At 37.2% G+C, this 20,628-nt stretch carries 10 protein-coding genes; all 10 read right to left on the reverse strand.

The features are described from left to right. Positions 1-25 precede the first annotated feature (25 nt). On the reverse strand, positions 26-2,785 hold the full coding sequence (locus AC51AA_RS05785) for a glycoside hydrolase family 78 protein (RefSeq protein ID WP_500704782.1): 2,760 nt from the start codon (positions 2,783-2,785) through the stop codon (positions 26-28). Between the two features lie 164 nt (positions 2,786-2,949). Then, on the reverse strand, positions 2,950-4,512 hold the full coding sequence (locus AC51AA_RS05790) for an MGH1-like glycoside hydrolase domain-containing protein (RefSeq protein WP_500704783.1): 1,563 nt from the start codon (positions 4,510-4,512) through the stop codon (positions 2,950-2,952). A 46-nt stretch (positions 4,513-4,558) separates the two neighbouring features. Beyond that, on the reverse strand, positions 4,559-7,036 hold the full coding sequence (locus AC51AA_RS05795) for a glycoside hydrolase family 95 protein (protein WP_500704784.1): 2,478 nt from the start codon (positions 7,034-7,036) through the stop codon (positions 4,559-4,561). Beyond that, entirely contained in the window at positions 7,020-8,441 is a 1,422-nt protein-coding gene (locus AC51AA_RS05800; RefSeq protein ID WP_500704785.1) for an alpha/beta hydrolase, read from the reverse strand. Before AC51AA_RS05800 ends, AC51AA_RS05795 begins: the two co-directional genes overlap by 17 nt. Before the next feature lie 47 nt (positions 8,442-8,488). Next, a complete protein-coding gene (locus AC51AA_RS05805; RefSeq protein WP_500704786.1) occupies positions 8,489-11,251 on the reverse strand; it encodes a glycoside hydrolase family 78 protein in 2,763 nt (920 codons plus the stop codon). A gap of 58 nt (positions 11,252-11,309) precedes the next feature. Next, positions 11,310-13,184 carry a six-hairpin glycosidase gene (locus AC51AA_RS05810; protein ID WP_500704787.1) on the reverse strand — a complete coding sequence of 625 codons (1,875 nt, stop codon included), beginning with the start codon at positions 13,182-13,184 and terminating at the stop codon, positions 11,310-11,312. A gap of 92 nt (positions 13,185-13,276) precedes the next feature. Beyond that, positions 13,277-14,194, reverse strand: a complete 918-nt coding sequence (locus AC51AA_RS05815) for a glycoside hydrolase family 43 protein (protein ID WP_500704788.1) — start codon at positions 14,192-14,194, stop codon at positions 13,277-13,279. A gap of 67 nt (positions 14,195-14,261) precedes the next feature. After that, positions 14,262-15,830: a glycoside hydrolase family 28 protein gene (locus tag AC51AA_RS05820; RefSeq protein WP_500704789.1), complete on the reverse strand. Its 1,569-nt coding sequence runs from the start codon at positions 15,828-15,830 to the stop codon at positions 14,262-14,264. Between the two features lie 88 nt (positions 15,831-15,918). Beyond that, complete coding sequence (locus tag AC51AA_RS05825) at positions 15,919-17,322, reverse strand: glycoside hydrolase family 140 protein (RefSeq protein ID WP_500704790.1); 1,404 nt, start codon at positions 17,320-17,322, stop codon at positions 15,919-15,921. Positions 17,323-17,439: 117 nt separating this feature from the next. Next, positions 17,440-20,595, reverse strand: coding sequence for a DUF6298 domain-containing protein (locus AC51AA_RS05830; RefSeq protein ID WP_500704791.1), 3,156 nt, complete (start codon positions 20,593-20,595; stop codon positions 17,440-17,442). Between the last annotated feature and the right edge of the window lie 33 nt (positions 20,596-20,628).

Raw genomic sequence — 20,628 nt, forward strand, 5'->3', positions numbered from 1 at the left:
CCTGTACTGTCCCGAATTTTATAATTTATCGTTTTAAATTTATTGCATAGCTGCCAGAGGGTAATGTTACCACAAGTTTGTTGTTTTCGATCTTATAAGAAGTAGTCGATTTCGTTAGCTTTTTACCATCCAAAATAACATTAGCCATCGTATTGGTAGGTAAATAAACCGCTGCTGAAGTGTTAGCAGGAATAGTGATGTTCCATTGCAAATTGTTTTTACTTTTCTTCCAGTTACTAGTTATCGTACCGTGAATAGATTCATAAGAAGCCTTGACGTAGCTCAACCCGGTTTCAAAATCCGGTTTCATTATAATTTGTTTGAAACCAGGGGTTTCAGGATTACTTTTGATCCCGGCTATATTTTCATAATACCAGATCAGTAAATCCCCTAATAACATCACATGGTTTTGTGAATTCATTTTAGGATCGGCAGTATTTCCATTCCATAGTTCCCAAATCGTTGTTGCGCCATTTTTGGCCATATATCCCCAACTCGGATAGCTATCATTTGAAGCTAATCTATAACTCAAATCTGGTCTTCCGAACTCAGATAAGGTTCGCATTAAAAACTGCGTTCCAATAACCCCAGTACTGATGTGTCCATTGTTGGTAACTTCAACTTGATCAACGATATTATCAAATACTTTTGATTGAAGGTTTTGGGGAACCATACCAAAGGCTAACGGAAGTAGATTTGCCGTTACCGTATTATTGGCATAATTATGCTTTTCGGAATTGAAAAATTTCGCATTAAAGGCCCTTTTCACTCTTTCAGAAAGGGAATCATAATACAGACTATCTTCCGAATTTGATCCATTAATTGCGGCAAACTTTTTCATTTTTTGCAACAAATGATAATAAAAAGCACTGGCAATTAATTCACCGTTTGTGGTTCGTGCGGAATCTTTGGAGTGAATTAATTCTAAGGATTCTGGTGGCACACACCAATCTCCATATTTGTCTTTGGTCATGAGATCGTTAACCAAATAATTTTGTTCCATATACACCACCCATTTTTTCATGGACGGATAATGTTTTTCGATCACTTTTTTATCTCCAAATTGTTGGTACAACATATCGGCTACGGTAATATAAGTACCTGGCCAAGTTACATTATCGCCATAATAACGCCAAAATGCCGGCGCAACATCAGGAATTCCTCCATCTGCCGTTTGCGCATTTTTAATGTCATCGAGCCATTTAGCATATAAAGTTTGATTGTCGAATAAAAAACTTTCTCCATAAGCACCCGTTGTTCTGTCTCCCAACCAAGGTTGACGTTCATTTCGTTGCGGGCAATCGATGGGCATTCCTTTATAATTCCCCCTGATTCCCCAATAGGCATTTTTAAAAACCTGATTCATCGTCGCATTGGATGATTCAAAAGTTCCTGTTGTTTTTATGTCGTCGTAAACCACTTTTCCAACAAAATTATCTAGTGTAGGTTGGGTAGCAAATCCAGATACTTCTACAAACCTAAAACCGTGAAATATAAAAGTCGGTTCCCAAATTTCTTCGCCTTCCCCTTTCAAAGTATACACATCAGTTGTTCTGGCATCTCGTAAATTATCCGTATACAGCGTACCATTGGCTTGCAAGGATTCAGCAAATTTTAAAATAATTTTATCTCCGCTTTTTCCTTTTACTTTCAATTGTAACCAGCCTACCATATTCTGCCCCATATCCAGTATATAAGTTCCTTTTGAAGTTTTCTTGATCGAAAGGGGTTTCACCTCTTCCATTATTTTCATGTTAGGCGTCATTTGCGCTTCATAAAAACCGCCTGGTTCCTGCACATATTCAGCGGAGAGCCAATTTTTATCATCAAAATGGGTCGTGCTCCAGTTCTTCATTTCTTTACGCGCATCGTACTCTTCTCCATCATATTCATTGTTGGATAAAATAGGACCATTTGTCGTTACTTTCCACGAATCATCTGTTCTAATTACTTCTTTGGTTCCATCGGTATATTCTACAAATAACTGCAATGCCATTTTTGGGTAGCCAAAGGTTTTAATTTTGTACGGTTTGTAATCCTGACGCATGGTAAAAAAACGTCCGTTCCCTAAAATGGTGCCCAGCATATTTTTACCTTCTTTCAACTGCGAAGTCACATCAAAAACATTGTATTTAATATTTTTAGTATAATCGGTTGGGACGGGGGCCAAAACTTGATCTCCAATTTTAATTCCGTTGATGTATAATTCATACAAACCCAAACCTATCAGATACACCTTGGCATTTTTGATGGGCGCTTTTAAACTAAATTCTTTTCTTAAATAACGTGCCGCCAACCTTGAATATTGAGCAATACTATCTCCAGCAGAGGTTTTTTCGTAGCCAATCCAACGCGTTGATTTCCAATCTGCATAATTTAAAATTCCCATGCTAAAATGAGCATGGTTTATCGGTTGAATTTCTCCTTTATTGGTCCAAACTCTTACTTTCCAGAAGGCATTTTGTCTGTTTTCAAGTCGTTTCCCTTGATACACCACATTGACCGACTCATCACTTTCTACTTTTCCACTATCCCATAAATCGGCTTTATTTCCCTTTAGATTTTCTAAAGTAGTCGCCACTATAATTTGATAGGCTGTTTGTTTTACCTCATTAACCTCCGTTTTTATTTGCCAGCTCAATCGTGGTTGTAAAACATCAATTCCTTCTGGATTAGTAAGCATTTCACATTGTAAATGGTTAAGACTGATTTTATTTTGGCCTTTAACCGAAAATGAAATCAATAGGATAATGCTGAAGGTTAACTGTAAAAAAAACTTTTTCATGAATGATGTTTTTAAGCGACTATTTTTTTATGCGTAAGACCTGACAGGTTTTAAGAACCTGTCAGGTCTAATCTATAGGGTTATTTCCTCTACTGTGTCCTTTCGGTAAAGAAGAGTCGAACGATAGCCAATAGCTTCAATAAATTATAGCCGTGGCTTAATTTCTATTGGGATACTAATTTCTCTAATGTATTTGAAACCGCAATTTCTTTCCCGTTTTTAAAGATTCTGAACCCTTTTCCTTTATGGTATTTCTCTCCTGTTTTGTCCCAAAGAATGGTAATGATATTACCATGATACAACACATTATCCAAACAAAACCAATCCCATTTTTCTTGTGGAATGAGCGGATTAACTTCTATTTTATCATCTGCTCTTGGTCGTAAACCTACTAAGCCCGTAATCATTAAATCGTTAAAAGTTGAATGATTATAATACCTGCTGCGTTCTTTGTCTCCCATTAACCAATATCCAGTGGTCTCGTCCAGATATTCTCCTAGATAGGGTTTTCCGCGATAATACTGCGATTGAACATACAAATCCATCTGCTTGAAATAATCCGTTTTACCAACATAATGCTGATTGTAATTATTCAAAACGTTGGCCAAAGCTGTTAGGGTCTGTGAACTAGCAAAAGGCCAAATGGCACCATCCCACTCGCAAGTTCCTGTACCGTGCGATCTAAAACGTGGACTTCTTCTCTCTGCCGTTGTTAAACCAAAAGGAGCTGCAAATCCTTTCTCGTCTTTAATTTGCTCCCAAGCTTTTTCAAAGCCTTTGTCTTTTTGAGGTAGATTAAAATACCACGGAATAAACCCAATGGCTTCTCTAACTTCTGCTAATGTATCTTTTTCGGTAAAGGTTTCAAAGAACTCGCTTTTAGGATTCCACAGTTTTGTCTCAATTAATTTTTGCAGCGTATCTGCTTTGGCTTCAAAATACCTTTCCTGTTTTAAATCGCCTTTCATCTTAGCCATTTTAGACAAAGCTGTTGCATTTCCAAACATATAACTGTTAATCGTCGGACGTGCATTTCTGAATTTTCTCGCCCCACTTAAGGATTCTTCCATTCCATCCCTTACATCAAATTGCCAGAACAATCCATCTTTGCGCTTTTTTTCACCTTCCCAAGCAGCAAATTCAGCAACCAAATCAGGATACATATCCAATAAAAACGTATTGTCTTTATTCACCAAATAGCGATTGTATAAAGCATCAGCGGTCCAACTACTAAACTTTCTCAGTTTTTCCAAGGGCTTGCCATCATTTCCTCTGAACCACAAATGAACATCCTGTTCTATATATTCTGGATTGTGTAACCATCTGAATTCATTGATATGATGTCCCAAAGCACAACTAATCATATTGTATTTATCGGCATAGGAACGTTCTACTAAAAATTCCGTAATCGCATATCCTTGTGGTGTTTTTTTTATGTGTTTTCTAGCACTCCACCAACGGAAATAATAGATTTCTTCAAAATTTTGTTGTGGACATTCAAACAACGGAATATTTTTTTCCATCCAGGTCCAAGCTGAATCGTTCGGAATGGCAAATTTTAAATTCTCCTCTTCCATCGTGTTGAAATAATCAACATAATGTTTGAAATTCTCTTGTTTTAGAATTGCAGCCGTACTTTTGGAATGTGTCATCCCTGATTTGCAACTGGTTAAAGTGGCAATCAAAATTACGAAAACGATTATTTTGTATTTGAAATGATGTAACATGCTTTCTAATTTATTTATTTTTTAAGCTCCAAAAATTGAGTAAATTTTAATTCCCTTTAAAAGTATACGTCTGCCCTGCCTTCATCTGAACATCATATTCATTGTATTTTGGCAGTACAACTTTTTTCAAATTTGCTTTTTCTGAAATAATTGGTTTCTTTACTTGAACAGCATAAAACAGTGGATTGGAATTTTTTCCTTTTGCTCTTTTAAGAGATCCCCCTTTTTCTGTCTGTAATCCATTTTCTAATTTCAAACGGCAATTCCCTCCTAACTTCGAGTAAACTTTTAAAGTCGAAATTTTATTATTTTTCCAAGTCATATCCACTACAAAGCCACCACGCGCCACTAAACCTTTTATACTTCCGTCTTTCCAAACACTGGGTAAAGCTGGCAATAATTGAATTGCATCTTCCTGACTTTGCATCAACATTTCTGCAATTCCCGCTGTACAACCAAAGTTACCATCGATCTGGAAGGGTTGATGCGCATCGAGCATATTGGGGTAGGTACCTCCACCTTTTCTTTGTTCTGCCGTAACCAAATGCAACTGATCTTGCAACAATTTATAAGCATGATCTCCATCGAGTAATCTTGCCCACAAATTCACTTTCCACCCCATGGACCAACCCGTAGATTCGTCACCTCTGTAATTTAAGGAATTCTTGGCTGCTTCAAAGAGTTCTGGTGTTTTGATTGGTGAAATTTGATTACTCGGGAACAATCCATACAAATGAGAAACGTGTCTGTGTTTGTCCTCTGGCTTATCCCAGTCCGTTTGCCATTCCTGTAATTGACTGTGTTGCCCCACTTTCATTGGCGACATTTTTTTCAATGCCTCACTTACTCTTTTGGCATAAGCTTCATCAGGAGCCACCAATTTAGAAGCCTCAATAACATGGGTAAACAAATCAAAAACCAACTGATTGTCCATGGTAGTTCCTGAAGCAATTGTTGCTTTTCCAGTTCCACCAGCATGTGTGTTTTCAGGTGAACTTGAGGGTACAACTACCAAATATCCAGTATTGGGGTCAACGACCATAAAATCCAAAAAGAAATCAGCAGCGCCTTTTATTACAGGATAAATTTCCTTTAAATAATTTTTATCTCCCGTATACAAATAACGCTCCCATAAATCCTGACTCACCCAAGCACCTCCTGTTGGCCACATACCCGATGCAGCATAATCAACCGGAGCCGTTACGCGCCAAATATCAGTATTATGATGCAGAACCCAACCATTGGCGTTGTACATCACCTTTGCCGTTTCTTTTCCCGTAATGCTCAATTCTTTTGCCATCTCAATAAAAGGCTCGTGCATTTCAGAAAGATTAGTCACCTCAGCTGGCCAATAGTTCATCTCCGCATTAATGTTGGTGGTGTACTTACTATCCCAAGGAGGTGTTACCATATCGTTCCAAATCCCTTGTAAATTGGCGGGTTGTCCCCCAGACTGTGAACTGGATATCAAAAGGTAACGTCCAAACTGAAAATATAAGGAAGCCAATTGAGGATCGAATTGTTTAGAAAAATCCCTAATTCTTTCGTTTGTTGGTTTCTTTGCGGCCTCATTTGAACCTAAATCAAAAGATACCCTGTTGAAGAATCTCTGATAATAGGTGATATGATCTCTTTTTATCGTAGCAAAATCTTTGGTCTGAGATTGGGTCAAATACGCTTTGCATTTGGCCACTTCATCACCACTTATATCCTGGTAATTTTTGAAATTGGTCGCTATCGAAATATACAATGTTGCTTCATCGGCTTTATTGATGCTAATAATTCCATTGCTTGAAGAAACTTCTCCACCTTTACTTTTAGCTTCTACTCTTCCCTGAAATTTAACTTTCCCTTTTTGACCTTCAAAATTGCTTGTAATTCCAGAGAGTAAGATTTGATCTTCCTCTGAGGCCGAAACCGTTTTATCAAGTGGACTATTCATAAAAACATTACAGGTAATTTGTCCTGGCTGACTCGCTGAAAGTTTCACCACTATAACCTGATCTGAGAATGAGGTCAAAATTTCTCTGGTAAATTCCACCCCGTTTACAGTGTATTTTACTTTTGCTGTAGCATTTTCAATATCGAGGTCTCTGTAATAATTTGAATACTTTTGATGTCCCGCAAACGAAATATAAACACTCCCAAAAGTTTGATACGGCATTCCGTCATTGGTCTGTGACATAATATCCTGTGTGGCCAATTCCTGAGCCTGATCAAATTTACCGTCAAAAATTAATTGACGAACTATCGGCAAGGCTTTTATTGATTTACTATGTGCATTGCTATTGGGTGAACCTGCCCAAATGGTTTCTTCATTCAACTGTAACCGCTCTACAGCCGGATCACCAAAAACCATAGCCCCCAAACGACCATTTCCCAAAGGCAAAGCTTCGTTCCAAATAGCAGCTGGTTTATCGTACCATAACTTTAATTCCTTGTTGGTTTGTGCATTGGTTATTTGGTTGGCGGCTAGCGATAAAATCCCTAAACAAATCGCAGCAATTTTATTTTTTAACTTCATAAACTTTGTTGTTTTTTTCTCCAAACATTTCATATAATTTGTTGATGTCTTTTAAGGCATTAGCAGGCAATTTCTCGCCTTTATCTCCAAAGACAAACATTTTTTCCTTGGGTTCAATCACGCAAGTCGATTCGTCAATTTCGCCTTTTTCATTCTTCACTTTATTCAAATCTAAATTTAAATATTTGGCCATAAACGGATATAATGCCATTCTTTTTGAAATTCCAAAATCATGTCCTTCTTTGGCAAAATGGACATTTTCTACTGCCTCTTTTTTACCATAGAGTCCATATGTTCTTTGAATAAAAGGAAATTCTAATTCTGGAACTGCCAATGTCCAATCTTTACCGTCAGAAACTATTAATTGCGGTTTTGGTGCCATCATAGCGGCTACTTCTGCATTGTTGGTTCCGTTACCACATAAATGAATCCCTCTACCGCTTTCACAGGGGCAACCTCCGGAAAAATGAGAAGAAACCATCACAACGGGAGCCGAAACACTAATTCGATCATCTAAGGCCGCTAAAAACATCGTATGCGATCCTCCACCGGAACCACCTGTAACGCCCACTCGCGACATATCCATATTTTTTTGAGTAGCTAAGTAATCCAACAATCTAACTCCACTTAACACTTGTATGGTCGACGCAATACTATTTCTATGAGTTGCTTCTGGAAATTGAAGTACCGATTCTCCCCAAGCGAATAAATCATAACTCACTACAGTAGCGCCCATTTTAGCCATAATAGCGCAGCGATATTGTTCATCTTTTCTATATCTTCCATCTCCAAAATGCCCATCTGGTGTTAAGATAACGGGAGTTTTCTTGTTCAACGGATAAGGTTTATAAAGAGAACCTGTCACATAAACACCCGGCAAAATTTCTAAGCCAATATTTTCAATACTATAATCTTTATAAATTCGTTTTGCCGTTAGTATCGGTCTTGATTTCGGCATTGGTGGTGCTTTATCCAAACCAAATGAAGTAATCATACACTCCTTTATTTCTTTTTTACGTGTTTCCCATGTGGCAACATTCGAATATAAGCTCGTTAAATATGCTAATCTTTCTTTTCCTTTATCCACTGATACTTTATGATTCTCATATTTACGAATAATATAAGTTCCATCGGGTTGTTTGAAATAGATCAATTCAAAAGGAGCTAAAATATTGGTCAACGAAAGAACCAGATTTCCTGGTTCAATTCTCCAATCCGCATAGTCCAATTCTTTGCCTTTTAATAAACCTCTGTCATCATTGATCGTAACCTGAAAAACAGATTCAATTTTTTTTATTGTTTCTAAAACTGGTTTTCTGAAATTTTCATCAGAAGTGATCTGCGCATTTGAGCATGTCATTGCAAAGAATGAAACTGCTAGGAATATCTGTTTTATTTTCATCATCTTGAGTATATTAACTGACTTAAATTGGCAATGCGTATAATACCGTCTTACTTTGCGTTCTCCATCTTACATTCTATGGTGTATTTTCCTGAACCTAATTTTAAATTTTCTGTTGGTCTTCCATTTACTTTTATCTCAGCATCTTTACCAACTGGCAATTTTATGGTCGCGGAGGTATTCACTGGAATTTCAATTTCCAGCGTTAATTTCCCGTTTTTTCTCTTCCAAGCCGAACTGATTTTTCCATAAATAGATTGGTAACTTGCTTTTACAAAAGTCATGTCACCTACAATTTCAGGCTGAATAAAGAAATGTTTGAAACCTGGATTTTGATCATCTGGAACAATTCCAGCTAAACTTTGATAAAACCATTCTTCAATTTGTCCCATCATAAAATGATTCCACGAATTTCCTTTACGTGGATCCCATTGCTCCGTTAAAGTAGTCAAGCCAAATTTGATCTGAAAACCATAACCCGGCGCATCATAATGATTGTTCATTTTATACATCATTTCGTTTTCTCCATTTTGTGCCAAAGCTTGAAACAAATAACGATTTCCCACATCTCCCGTGCTAAGTCTATCCCCCTTAGCCTTTATATCAGATAACAAATTCTGCATTACTGCTGCTTTATATTGCGGTTCTACAAGATCCATATAAACAGGAACCGCATTACTAAACTGGCTATTTGTTCCATATTGTTTGGTTTGGGGATTAAAAAATGCAGCATTAAAAGCTGTTTTTATATCAGCCGTCAAGCTTTCATATTTTGAAATGTCAGCTGTTTTGTTTAATAATTTTGCCGCTTTTGCCACTAAACTTGCACCATAAAAATAATGACTTGTTGCCGAAAGTGCAATGGGACTATTTTTTGAATATCCTGCTGCATGTGTTCCGTAATCATACCAATCACCTAATCCATGCGAAACAATATGATTGGTTGCTTTGGTCCCTAGATAATCCACATATCTTTTCATTACAGGATAATATTTTTCAATCAGCGAAGCATCACCATAATACTCGTAATACATCCAAGGCAGAATGACTCCTGTTACACCCCATTCAGGTGAATCGGTAAAATCACCTCCAAAAACCACATATTCCGGAACTATGGTCGGAATCAAACCATTCTCACGTTGTGAATCGGAGATGTTTTGCATCATGGCAGGAAGGTAACTTTGCAGCTTATAATTGAACATTAATCCGGGGCCATTTAAGTGAACTTCTTCTAACCAACCCAACTTTTCGCGTTGTGGACAGTCGGTAAAAACACTCTGAAAATTACTTTTTATGGCATTGTTAATCAGTTCATGTGCCTTATTAAAAATCACATTGGAGGATTCAAAATACCCTGCTTCTCCAGCGGAATTATAAATGAAATTTGATTTCAATTCTAGCAGTGTCGGCAATTCTTTATCCTTCGCTTTTTTATAATTAATATTTTCTATTTGAACATATTGATAACCGTAATAACTGAATTTAGGTTGCCATTGCTCTATTGCATCTCCTTTCAATGTATAGTCGTAATAATAGGGTTTTCCCGATTTGCCTTGTCCGATAGTGCCGTCCTCATTTAAGCCTTCCCCTACCCAAACTCGAATCGTTTGACCTTTCTTTCCTTTCACTTTTATGGTCGTAAATCCTGAAAGATTTTGTCCCATATTAAAAACATAAAAGTTAGGTTTAAGTTCTTTTACACTAACCACACTATATTGTTTTTGAATCGTAATAGGTGGTGCTGTCTGTGCGCTCAAAGTTCCCTTTGGAGCTTCTTGAACAACCACTTTTTTCCAAGTAGCATCATTAAAACCAGGTTCATCCCAACCTTTTTGCTCTAAATTGGCATCGTAATCTTCCCCTCCAAAAATACTGTTGTAGGTAATTGGACTCTTGCTATAGCTCCAACTTTCATCAGACTGGATTAGCTTTTGAGAACCATCCTTATAGATCACTTTCATTTTAAAAAATAAAGTGGGTGGTCCAAAACTGACATAGAATTTCGAATAACGTTCGGCCAATGTATTGTACATACCGTTTCCTAAGAGAACACCTATTGCATTTTCTCCTTTTTTAAGTTGATTAGCCTTTAATTCGTAGGTATTATAATTGACTGTTTTATCATAATCCGTCCATAAAGGGGCGAACTCGCTATTGCCTATTTTCTTCCCATTAATTGTCAACTCATAATGACCTAGACCAGAAATATAAACGATAACTTCCTTTATTTCTTTTGAAACCGTAAAAGACTTACGAAGCAGTATACTTCTGCGAGACAATGAGTCTGAAGCATTGATCAATGCCTCTTTTTTCTCTCTTTTAAAGGTAGCTGTATGGTAATTTCTGCCTTCAGGTAAATGACTATCGGCTTTGGTAATGGCCCCAATCCACGTTGGACTTAAAAATGATTCACTTGGAGCCATTCGGAAAAAAGTCCTTTTACTCCAGGAGGAAACTTTCTGTGATTGATTCCAAACTTTGACTTTCCAAAAATATTTGGCTCCACTTTCTAATGGATTTCCACTATAAAGGATGTGAAGATTTTTATCTGAAACAACTTTTCCACTATCCCAGATGTCTGCTTCATTTTTTTGCAATTTTTGCTCCGAGGAAGCAACCAATATTTGATAGGCTTGCTGCGAGCTGTTTTCCTCTTTTGAAACCAATTGCCAACTCAATCTTGGCTTTTTTTCATTGACGGCCATCGGATTTTCTGTCAGTTCACAGGTCAAATGTTTGGCTACAATTTGTCCCTTAGAGACCAAAGTGACCAGAAGACAAAAGAGCAATACTATGTTTTTTAAATTCTTCATTCTTTTTCTTTTTGTCATCCTTCCTTGGGTCAATATGACAAGATTATGATTCTATTTACTATAACTTTTTCGTCACCAACGATTGGATATTAAATACCGCTTCAGGGATTAGCTTTCCAGTTTGAGGTAAATCATCATAATCATCTGTATCAGGCGCCGTGTCTGGATTGGGAGTGTATCGCTGTTCGCCGGTACGGAACATAATTCGCTCGAAACCCTCTACTGGAGCATAAAAGATCTTAGTCGATTCTTTATCGTCGTTTACCTTTATCGTGTATGATCTGGTTTTAACATTGAGTTTCAGAGTTATTTTGTATTCTTTTCCTGCTTCGTATTTTGCAAGGGTATTCAAACGAGCTCCGGCCTTTGTTTTGATTTGTCCATCCGCATCAAAAGTCAATCTTACCGCTGGCATTCCTTGTTTGTTTTGAAATTCCACCTGTAATAAACCATGATTATTTTGCTCTGGTTTAACTGTAAAACTTACTTCCATTTTTTCAGCAAATGGAATCACACGTTCTGCACGGGAATAGTCAAAATAGTCTTGATCTCTTAAAGTTAGCCATCTTTTACCATCTGCTTTTTTTTCTATTTTGGTAGAAGCCCAAGCCAGATCATAGGTATTCCATAACTTTAACTCCTGCCCCAAAGGGAGTTCATCAAAAAGATCCTGTACATCAGCTGTTACTTTAGAAACAACAGGAACCGGAATTGAGGCTACCCAAATATCTTCTTTATTTACACTATAACTTACCCAAAGTTTTCCATCAGGTGGAGTTCCATCCCCTTCTGAAATTCCTCTAACATATTGTGGACCTGCCGACTTGTAATTACCACCATAACGCATTGGACTAATTTCACCATGAACCAATAGCAAATCTTTATAATTTAAACCGTCATCGCTTGTAGAAATAGCCAAAGGCCAACGGTATTCTGAAGGATTATACACGGTTGCATAACGGTTATCAGAGGTTTTTTGCCCCCATATCTTGGCATTACTGTTTACAAAACCAGGAGCACGAACGGGCATATATTCCCATGATTTCCCACCATCTTTACTGATCGAAGTTAAGGCATGTTTCCATAAACCTACCACATCTCCGTTGGGTAAATGATAAGAGCTAAGGGCTTTATAGGGCTTTTTTAAAGGAATTAATTCGTCATCGCGATCCGCTTCCTCTACCCATTGTTGCAAAATCAAAGGGTCTGAAAGAATTTCTTCGCAGGCTTTCTTTAGTCCCTTGTCTTTAGCCTGGGTATAAAAAGGAAAAACCGATTTAGATTTATCCCAGGATTTATTATACCTAATAAAAAATATTTCGCCAAAACTGCCGTCTTTTTTGATTTCACGAATCACACGTCCAATTCCTTTTCCGTCATTTGGATCATCTTTTTCATCCATGGCAATTCCATAATAGGCCAAAGCAAAAAGTCGTTTATCCTTGGAAGTATAAAAACCCATTCTTTGGTGCATAATGGCATCCAGATTTTTGGCAACGCCTTCTACACCTTCTTTTTTCCATCCGTCTGGAATGTGATAAATAGGAAAAATTACTTTTGGCATCTTCCAGATTACGCCATCTTTTGAGGTCATAATCAGTGTCTGACTTGGCGGAATATGTTCTCCTGCAGGATCACTCAAATATTGCAGATAAAAACTATCATTCCAATACGCCATGGTAGGTTGGTGATTGTATGTCCATCCAAATCCATCTGCTTTTTCAGGATGTTCCCGACTTGCCCGCATAACTTGTGTAGCATGAACTCCAATTGCTGGACTTAATTGCCCATGATGATAATCGATGTTTGAAAGTGTTTTGCCAACATAACGCACAGTATCTTGCTGTGCCATGGCCGAATGTACAGCTCCGCAAGTCAACATAACGGTTACTGATGCAGCGATATTGGTTTTTATTTTTTGGTAAGCAATCATTGTGTTTGTTTTTTTGCCAAAGATTATCCCCTTTTAAAGAATTCCTTTTTAATTCCTAAACAGTGGAAATCTATGACAGCTCTGGTTGTCAATTATTTTTTTTCAATTAATCCTTTTAAAACATCTTCGGAGATTGTAGTAATAGTTCCGTGTTTATGTCCTTTTGGAAGACTTATTTCTGAGGAAATATCTTCAAAATGAACAAAATCGGAAGTGCGTGAAGCTTTATAGTTTTTCTCCCCGTAGTTGTCATAATAAATCAGCCATTGTTTGCCGACTTTTACAACAGTTGGTCCTTCTGATAATTTACCCGAAAAAGGGGCTGAGCTTTCTCCGAATGGTCCTAAAGGCGATTTTCCAAAAGCTACTTTTATGTTACGCATTGGTCGCGTGTTGTCTTTTAAAACCAAAACATACTCTTTCTTTGCTTTCTTTACAATCACACAGTCAATGACACTAAAACCAGGTTCGTAATACAATTTCGCATCCGAAAATGCTTTAAAATCTTTGGTCGTTACGTAATACATTCTGTGATTATTTTTCTCTTCTTCTACTCCCTTTTCAAATCGGAATGGAATTGTGGATGCCCAAATAATAACGTATTCCTTTTTGACCTCATCATAAAAAATTTCTGGAGCCCAAACGTTTACAACTTCGGCTTCATTTTTCATTACCGGAATAAATTCTTGTTCTGACCAATGAATCAAATCTTTAGAACTAGCATATCCAAATCCATTTCCCCCTTTCCAATCGGTGGTCCAAACCAAATGATACGTACCGTCTACACCTTTTGCAAGGGAAGGGTCTCGCATGATTTTGCTGGCTCCAATTTCCGGTTTTAAAAACGATCCATCAAGACCATTCCAGTGATATCCGTCTTCACTGTAGGCTAAGTACAAACCTGCAGTGGCGGGCTCTCTAAAAGAGCTAAAAAGATACATTTCTTTCTTTTTCTGCGAATAACTTACCGTAAAAATGGCTATAAATAGTATGCTGAATATTTTTTTCATGTGTATTGTTCCGTTTAATTTATGTTTAGGTTTTGCACTTTTCCTAAGATGTCTTAGTCCTTTTTTTTTATTCTACAATCGCTTTTTTATCCAAGTCTTTTCCTTTTTTTATTACTGTATTTACATTATTAAATACATTGTTTTTCAGGTAAACTCCTTTAGTTTCTTTACCATCCGCTTCGATAAAAACATCTGTTGCATTAAATGGGAAATTATTGCTGATCATCATATTAGCAACATTATCCAACTTGATTACTGGCACTCCTTTTATTGGCGTTGCAGAACTTACGTTATCCAATATAATATTTTTAGCTGCGGATATTTCGAATGACGAACCCACTGAGGCGTTCACTTTTACATCGTGAAATTCAACGTCTGTTGCCGTATCTACCGTAAAACCCTCTTTCCCCTCCATATTAATGTTAGAGAACGTTACATTTTGGATTGGCATTTCGGTGATTCCTAAAATCAACCCTGCTTTGTTGACATTGGAGCCCGTAATATTACTCATATGAATATTTCTAAAAATAGGGGTTTTCTCTGTTACGGGTTCTACTTTAGTATCATTATCATAAAAAAGACTCAAAACAATTGCCTCTTTTTTAATGTTTTTCATGACAATATTGTCGACACGAATTTCTTCCACAACACCGCCTCTTCCACGAGCGGCTTTGATACGAATTCCACGATCAGTTCCATCGAAAACACAATTAGAAATGGTTACTTTTTTAATTCCCCCTGACATTTCACTTCCAATCACCACACCACCATGACCACTTAACATCGTACAATTGGTAATGGTCACATTTTCTGTCGGTCGAGCGTATTTACGCCCGTCTTCGTCTCTACCGGATTTTATGGTAATACAATCATCGCCAACGCTAATATGACAATTTGAAATGTGAACATTTTTACAAGACGAAGGATTAATTCCATCTGTGTTGGGTGAATGTGGATTAAAAATGGTGACACCAGTTACGGTTACATTATCACAGAATTCAGGATTTATTGTCCAAAAAGGCGAGTTTTGAAAAGTAACGCCTTCTATTAAAATATTTTTACAATTGTACGCCTGGAAAAAAGAAGGTCTGAAAAACTTTTTATCAATTGTTCTTTTGTAATAATCAGAATACACAATTCCCTTATTTTGTTCCTCCCACATCTTTTGATATTTCGTTTGGGGAATTGGCCCTTTTGCACCTTCAATTCGGTATACTTCATTCCACCATGCTTTTCCTTGTCCATCGATTACACCTCTTCCCTTTATGGTAATATTTTCAACATCTTTGGCATAAAATAATGGCGAGAAAGACTTCATAACTAGTCCTTCATAACGCATTTCTACATAGGGTAAATAGTCATCAAAATTGTCTGAAAATTTTAAAAGCGCACCAGAATCCAAATGGATCGTAATATTACTTTTCAGTTTTAATCCTCCTGTTAAATATTCACCAGCCGGAAAAAATATGGTTCCACCACCATTTTTTGCTGCCTTTTCGATAGCATTTTGAATGGCTTCGGTGCATTTTATTCCTTTATTGTTTCCTCCTTCACTGAGGATGTTCAGCCAGCCATCATTTGCAAAAGCAGTATTGAGTCCCAATAGAAAGCAGAGTATCAGTAGTATGTTTTTCATAGTTTTTTTGTCTTTTGGTAGCACCTAGATCTAATCGATTTCATGCTCATTTTGGTGGTATTAACACCGTTGGATTAGTAGATTGTATTTAGTTAGACTGCAAAATCAAAACCCAGTCATTCCCATCTTTTTTACTTCCAGCTGGTTGAAACTCCTTAATTCCTTTATTGTCTACTATTCCAATTTTAGTTTGCTGTCCATTTCTAGGATTGTACCAAGTCGCCATTACTTTATCTCCAGCAATTTTCCCCATATTCAGACTCATTTTTCTACCTGTATAGGTGTAAATCAACGCGTACTTTTTTCCTTTTGTAGCTAGGAGGTAATCATACTTTTCACCTTGCTCTGCAATTATAGACTGATCAGCAACTCTTTCTAAGTAGGGATATTCTAACATTAAGTTTTTAATGTATATCATTTGTTTAGCTCCTGGTGCATTGATGGCACTAGTCCAAAGTTCTTTGTTTCCATAAGCTCCTTTGTCCCCCTTTTTAAACATTTGCATCACGGCGTTATGTCCGTAAGTGTACCCAGCAGCTCCAGCAAAAACAGACCAATAGGCATACCTTCTCACATCGTTATCCGTCCACTTTGGTTGCAAAGTATCGTGTAAACCATGTGGAATCCCTTCATAAGAAGGCTCCCCATCAAGAGTGGGTTTTATTGGTTTTAAGGCTAAATCTCTCTGAACGAATTTGTAGTTATCTTCTTTAAAACTATTGGTTAAAGTATCCTGATCGTAACGGCGATGACCTGACTGGAACATATTGAAGTCTAACCAACTTGCTGTATGATAATTCTCGGAAGAATCAGTTCTTCCAAAAGGGTGAAAGGTCACTAACTGATTTGGATTATTCGTTTTTAAAGTATTTCCGATGGCATTCCAAATATCCATAAATTCATTCCCATGGGTATCACCTCCGTTTAACCAAATCACATTACTGCTGTTCTTATAACGGTCAGCCAAAAACTTGGCGTATTTTTCTGCTTGTTGTTTGCTTACTTTATTTCCTTTTGAAACGTTTGTTCCCCAAACCGGAACCATAGCCAAGTAAATTCCATTCTTACGAGCCACTTCTAAAGTATAATCTACATGATCCCAATAATCGTACTGGGCTGTATCATTAAAATTATTACCTGTAGTGGTTAAGGGTTTCGAAATGTCATCATTAATCAAGGCGGCATCACCATAAACATTAACTACATTTAAATTATGCAAAACCATAACCTGAACTACGTTGAAACCTTTTTCTTTTCTATCTTTAAAATATTGGTCGACTCCTGCTCTGTCTAATTTACCAAATGTCAGCCAGCCTGTATCGCCAAGCCAGAAAAATGGTTTTTCATTACCGGTTACAAAATAACGCTGATTTTTAGAGACTTTGACTTGCGGCAGAGATCCTTTTACTTGGACAGATTGCGCAAATCCACTTTGTGCTGCAAACAAAAAGCTTATGCTAAGGGCATATACATAGTTAATTTTCAGATTCATTATGGTTTATTTTGAATTATGTTTTTTTTGGTTTCTCTCTCCAATTACCTTCCTTTTTCAAAAGTATTCTAGAAAATAATGGGTGACGATTTAGCGTATTTACAGCTATTTTTTAGCTTACTTTTTCGTTACAAAAAGTACTTTTTCTTTTATTTCAGATTGCGCAATGATTATTTTATTCCCTCCTTTGATAGTACCTTTTTTAGTATAATCTCCTGTTGAAGCATCAATGGCATATACTACAAAATCTCCTTTGTAACCAGTCAGATCAATGGGAACATCCTGATTGTTTTTCAGATAAAAAAGATAACTTTTTCCCTTATTTTCTAAGGTCCATAAATTGTCTGAAAAAGTAGTTCCCTGCACTAGTTTCATATGCACTAAAGCCGAATAAAACTCGGGAAGCTTAATCTTTGGAATATTCGCTAAAGAAGCGCCCGCCATTAAAGCTGGCCAGCCGAACTTTGAAGAAGCATCTGTCGAGTATAAAATTACTTTTTCAGGATACTTTTCACGATATTCTCGAACGGCACGATAGACCTGATCATCGCTTTCTTTCCCTGTTTTTAATTTTCTAGCGTGTTGTCTTGGTGCTAAATTCTTACCTCCTTCAGGCGCATAAGCCGAACCGTCCTCCTTATAATACCAATATCGAATATCAATTAAATCAACTGTTTTTACTCTTTTGACATCATTTAAGATAGCATCTTGAACATCTTTTGTGGCACTTAAACCAATGATTCCCTTTTTACCGGTTTCCTCTTTCCATTTTTGTACCTCATCCAGCCAAAACTCCATAAAGTGAAGTGGGCCTGTATATTCAGCACTAGTTAGTTGAATGACATTACTGTTCTCTTTAAAATTCTCTAACGACTTACGAATAAAACCTTGGTGTAATTTTCTTCTGGCAGGATTGCTAACATCATAGAATTGTTCTGCCATGAAAATACGCTTGTCTCCTGCATAAGGTGGTGGTTCTGGAAAACCTGTACTGTTTATATTGTTTGCTGAACGCCAAGGAGAACTTGACCAATGTGCTCCTGCTTCTATAATGTTATGTTGAAAATACTGTTGGTTAACCAACAATTGTCCTTTGGACTGGGCCAAGTCAGCAAAAAGCGCCAAACGATCCCAATACCAATTATTGAATTTTGTTAAATCGTATTTACTTAACTGATCCCAAGCCAAATCTTCTCCGCTTCTTGCAAAAGGTTGTTCGTAAAATGGTGGCCAAACATCTGCATCAAAACGGCGTACTCTTTCATGATCGTCCATTCTTCGCTCATACCACAACCCGTAATTGTGTTCTAAAGCGACCATATTATTGCTACTTAAATAATCGACCACTTCGTTGATATTATCCGTAAAACCTGTGCCGGTTCTTCCAGGAACAAATCGCGTTACATCTGGTACAGATTTCGCAATGTCGCTATCTCTAAGACTACCGCGCCACCAAGGCACACTCAATCTGTTTCCGGCAATTACTTTATCCTCAAAACTAAGCCAGCCATTTATTGTCTGTACTTTAGAGGACTCAGTAGGCTTCTGCGCTCTATTTATTTTTAAGTCATTCGCATTTTTTAATCCCGACGCGTTTGTATCAATGGGATTCAATTTGGAAACTGCTGCAATCCACTCTACTAAACTTTGCTGTGGAGCTGCTGAATTTTTTGTTAACTCTGCCGCTACTTCCATGCTAGGACTTGAAGAAGGTTCTGATCCTAAATCATAAATATAAGGATCCATTGGAAGTTTTTCTAGTCTATTTTCTAAGAGTGCATAAAACAAACTTCTTGGAGAAATATGATTATTTACGTCCTTCCAATGACCATCACCCGCCATAATTCCACCCCAAACTCCAAAAGCCCAGTTTTGTGCTGTTGGCGGATTATAACATTCTACTTTGGATGCGGAACTTTCCCAAATCACACTATTGGCTGCAGTCCAACCTGCGCCTCTTCCATTCTGTTCTCTATTGGTATAACTTAAAGCTTGTCCGTCTACATAAGAAACATCAAACAATACTCCTGTGGCCCAACTCCCAATGGCTCCGCTGGTATTGAAAGGCATAAAAGATTCGCATTGTACAAAAACATTTGGCCCCGTAGTTCCAAATCCCCCCACTGCAAAATCGTGATAACCATTTTCAGAATAACAGCGCTGAAACAAAGTTTGTTGACCTTCTGTATAAAAAGTATGTCTTCTAAAACCTCCAATTTCAGAAATAGGTGCCGTTGCGATACAATCTTCAACCGTTATTTGCTGCGCTGATTTTAATACGGCTACTGCGCCACCGGAAAAATGCTTGAAATTCACTTGTTTCACCCAAGCATTCCTAGTGTTTTCGATACTGATTCCTAACCATCTGTGCTCTTCGTCTTTTGGATTGGATTCCTGATACATTGATTGGATCAAAATATTTTCAATGCCACTGTGTTCAACTCGTCCCGCCCAGGAATAGCTCGTTACTTTTGCCAAGCCGTAGACCTGATCCAACGTCATGGTCAAAGGAGCATTTAGTATTAGTTCATTGCTCTTAATATCGGTTATTACTCTATTCCAACGGATATCCCAATCGTCTTTTTTCCAGCCAATCCAACCGGTTTCTGCTCCAAAATCGTCCATCTTCAATTCCTTAATCCAATTGGCTGTTAAAGGTTGAGTGATAATAATTTCATCTGTTGCTTTTAATTTTGAAGTATTCTTTAACTGGATTTTTTTGGTTCCAAGTGGGGTATACGTTGCATTAAACTCAAAAGTCTCTCCTAACTTTTTATCATCAACTCCTAAAATGCTGATGACGGCTTCTCTGGACAAACCCGTTCCTAAAAGAATCGTTCCGTTTTGGGTATTTCCACTTCCACGCAATACTACTCCTGAGGCCTTGATGTATAAAGTCCCTTTGACTTTAAAAACTCCCTTATCTAAAAGTACAGCACCACGAAAACCTAATTTATCAGGTTTCAAATTACTCACATAATCAATTGCTGCTTGTATTTTTTGCGTAGCATCTTCTTCTTGTTTGGAAACAAAAATCTTATTCTGAAGATTGGGAATTACTTTTTCTGAAGACCTATATCCCGCATATGAAAAATCAGGAATTTGATTTCCTTTTGTATCAACAGTAAGAGAAAGTTTTCCTTCTTTTGTTTTTATGATATCTGGAAACACATTTTGTGCCCTAGTAATATTAACACTAAAGAAAATAACAAAACAGGATAAAACGAGTAAATCCTGTTTTGCTACTATATTTTTGAGTTGTATAAAATTCACTTTAAAGCGGTTTTAATATTAATCTAAAAGAAT

It is taken from the genome of Flavobacterium sp. OHVDL-2026-0007 (assembly GCF_059882335.1).

Bases quoted from the DNA above. Each gene is read 5' to 3' on its own strand.
- AC51AA_RS05785 (WP_500704782.1), bottom strand. From the start codon at position 2,785: ATGAAAAAGTTTTTTTTACAGTTAACCTTCAGCATTATCCTATTGATT.
- AC51AA_RS05790 (WP_500704783.1), bottom strand. From the start codon at position 4,512: ATGTTACATCATTTCAAATACAAAATAATCGTTTTCGTAATTTTGATT.
- AC51AA_RS05795 (WP_500704784.1), bottom strand. From the start codon at position 7,036: ATGAAGTTAAAAAATAAAATTGCTGCGATTTGTTTAGGGATTTTATCG.
- AC51AA_RS05800 (WP_500704785.1), bottom strand. From the start codon at position 8,441: ATGATGAAAATAAAACAGATATTCCTAGCAGTTTCATTCTTTGCAATG.
- AC51AA_RS05805 (WP_500704786.1), bottom strand. From the start codon at position 11,251: ATGAAGAATTTAAAAAACATAGTATTGCTCTTTTGTCTTCTGGTCACT.
- AC51AA_RS05810 (WP_500704787.1), bottom strand. From the start codon at position 13,184: ATGATTGCTTACCAAAAAATAAAAACCAATATCGCTGCATCAGTAACC.
- AC51AA_RS05815 (WP_500704788.1), bottom strand. From the start codon at position 14,194: ATGAAAAAAATATTCAGCATACTATTTATAGCCATTTTTACGGTAAGT.
- AC51AA_RS05820 (WP_500704789.1), bottom strand. From the start codon at position 15,830: ATGAAAAACATACTACTGATACTCTGCTTTCTATTGGGACTCAATACT.
- AC51AA_RS05825 (WP_500704790.1), bottom strand. From the start codon at position 17,322: ATGAATCTGAAAATTAACTATGTATATGCCCTTAGCATAAGCTTTTTG.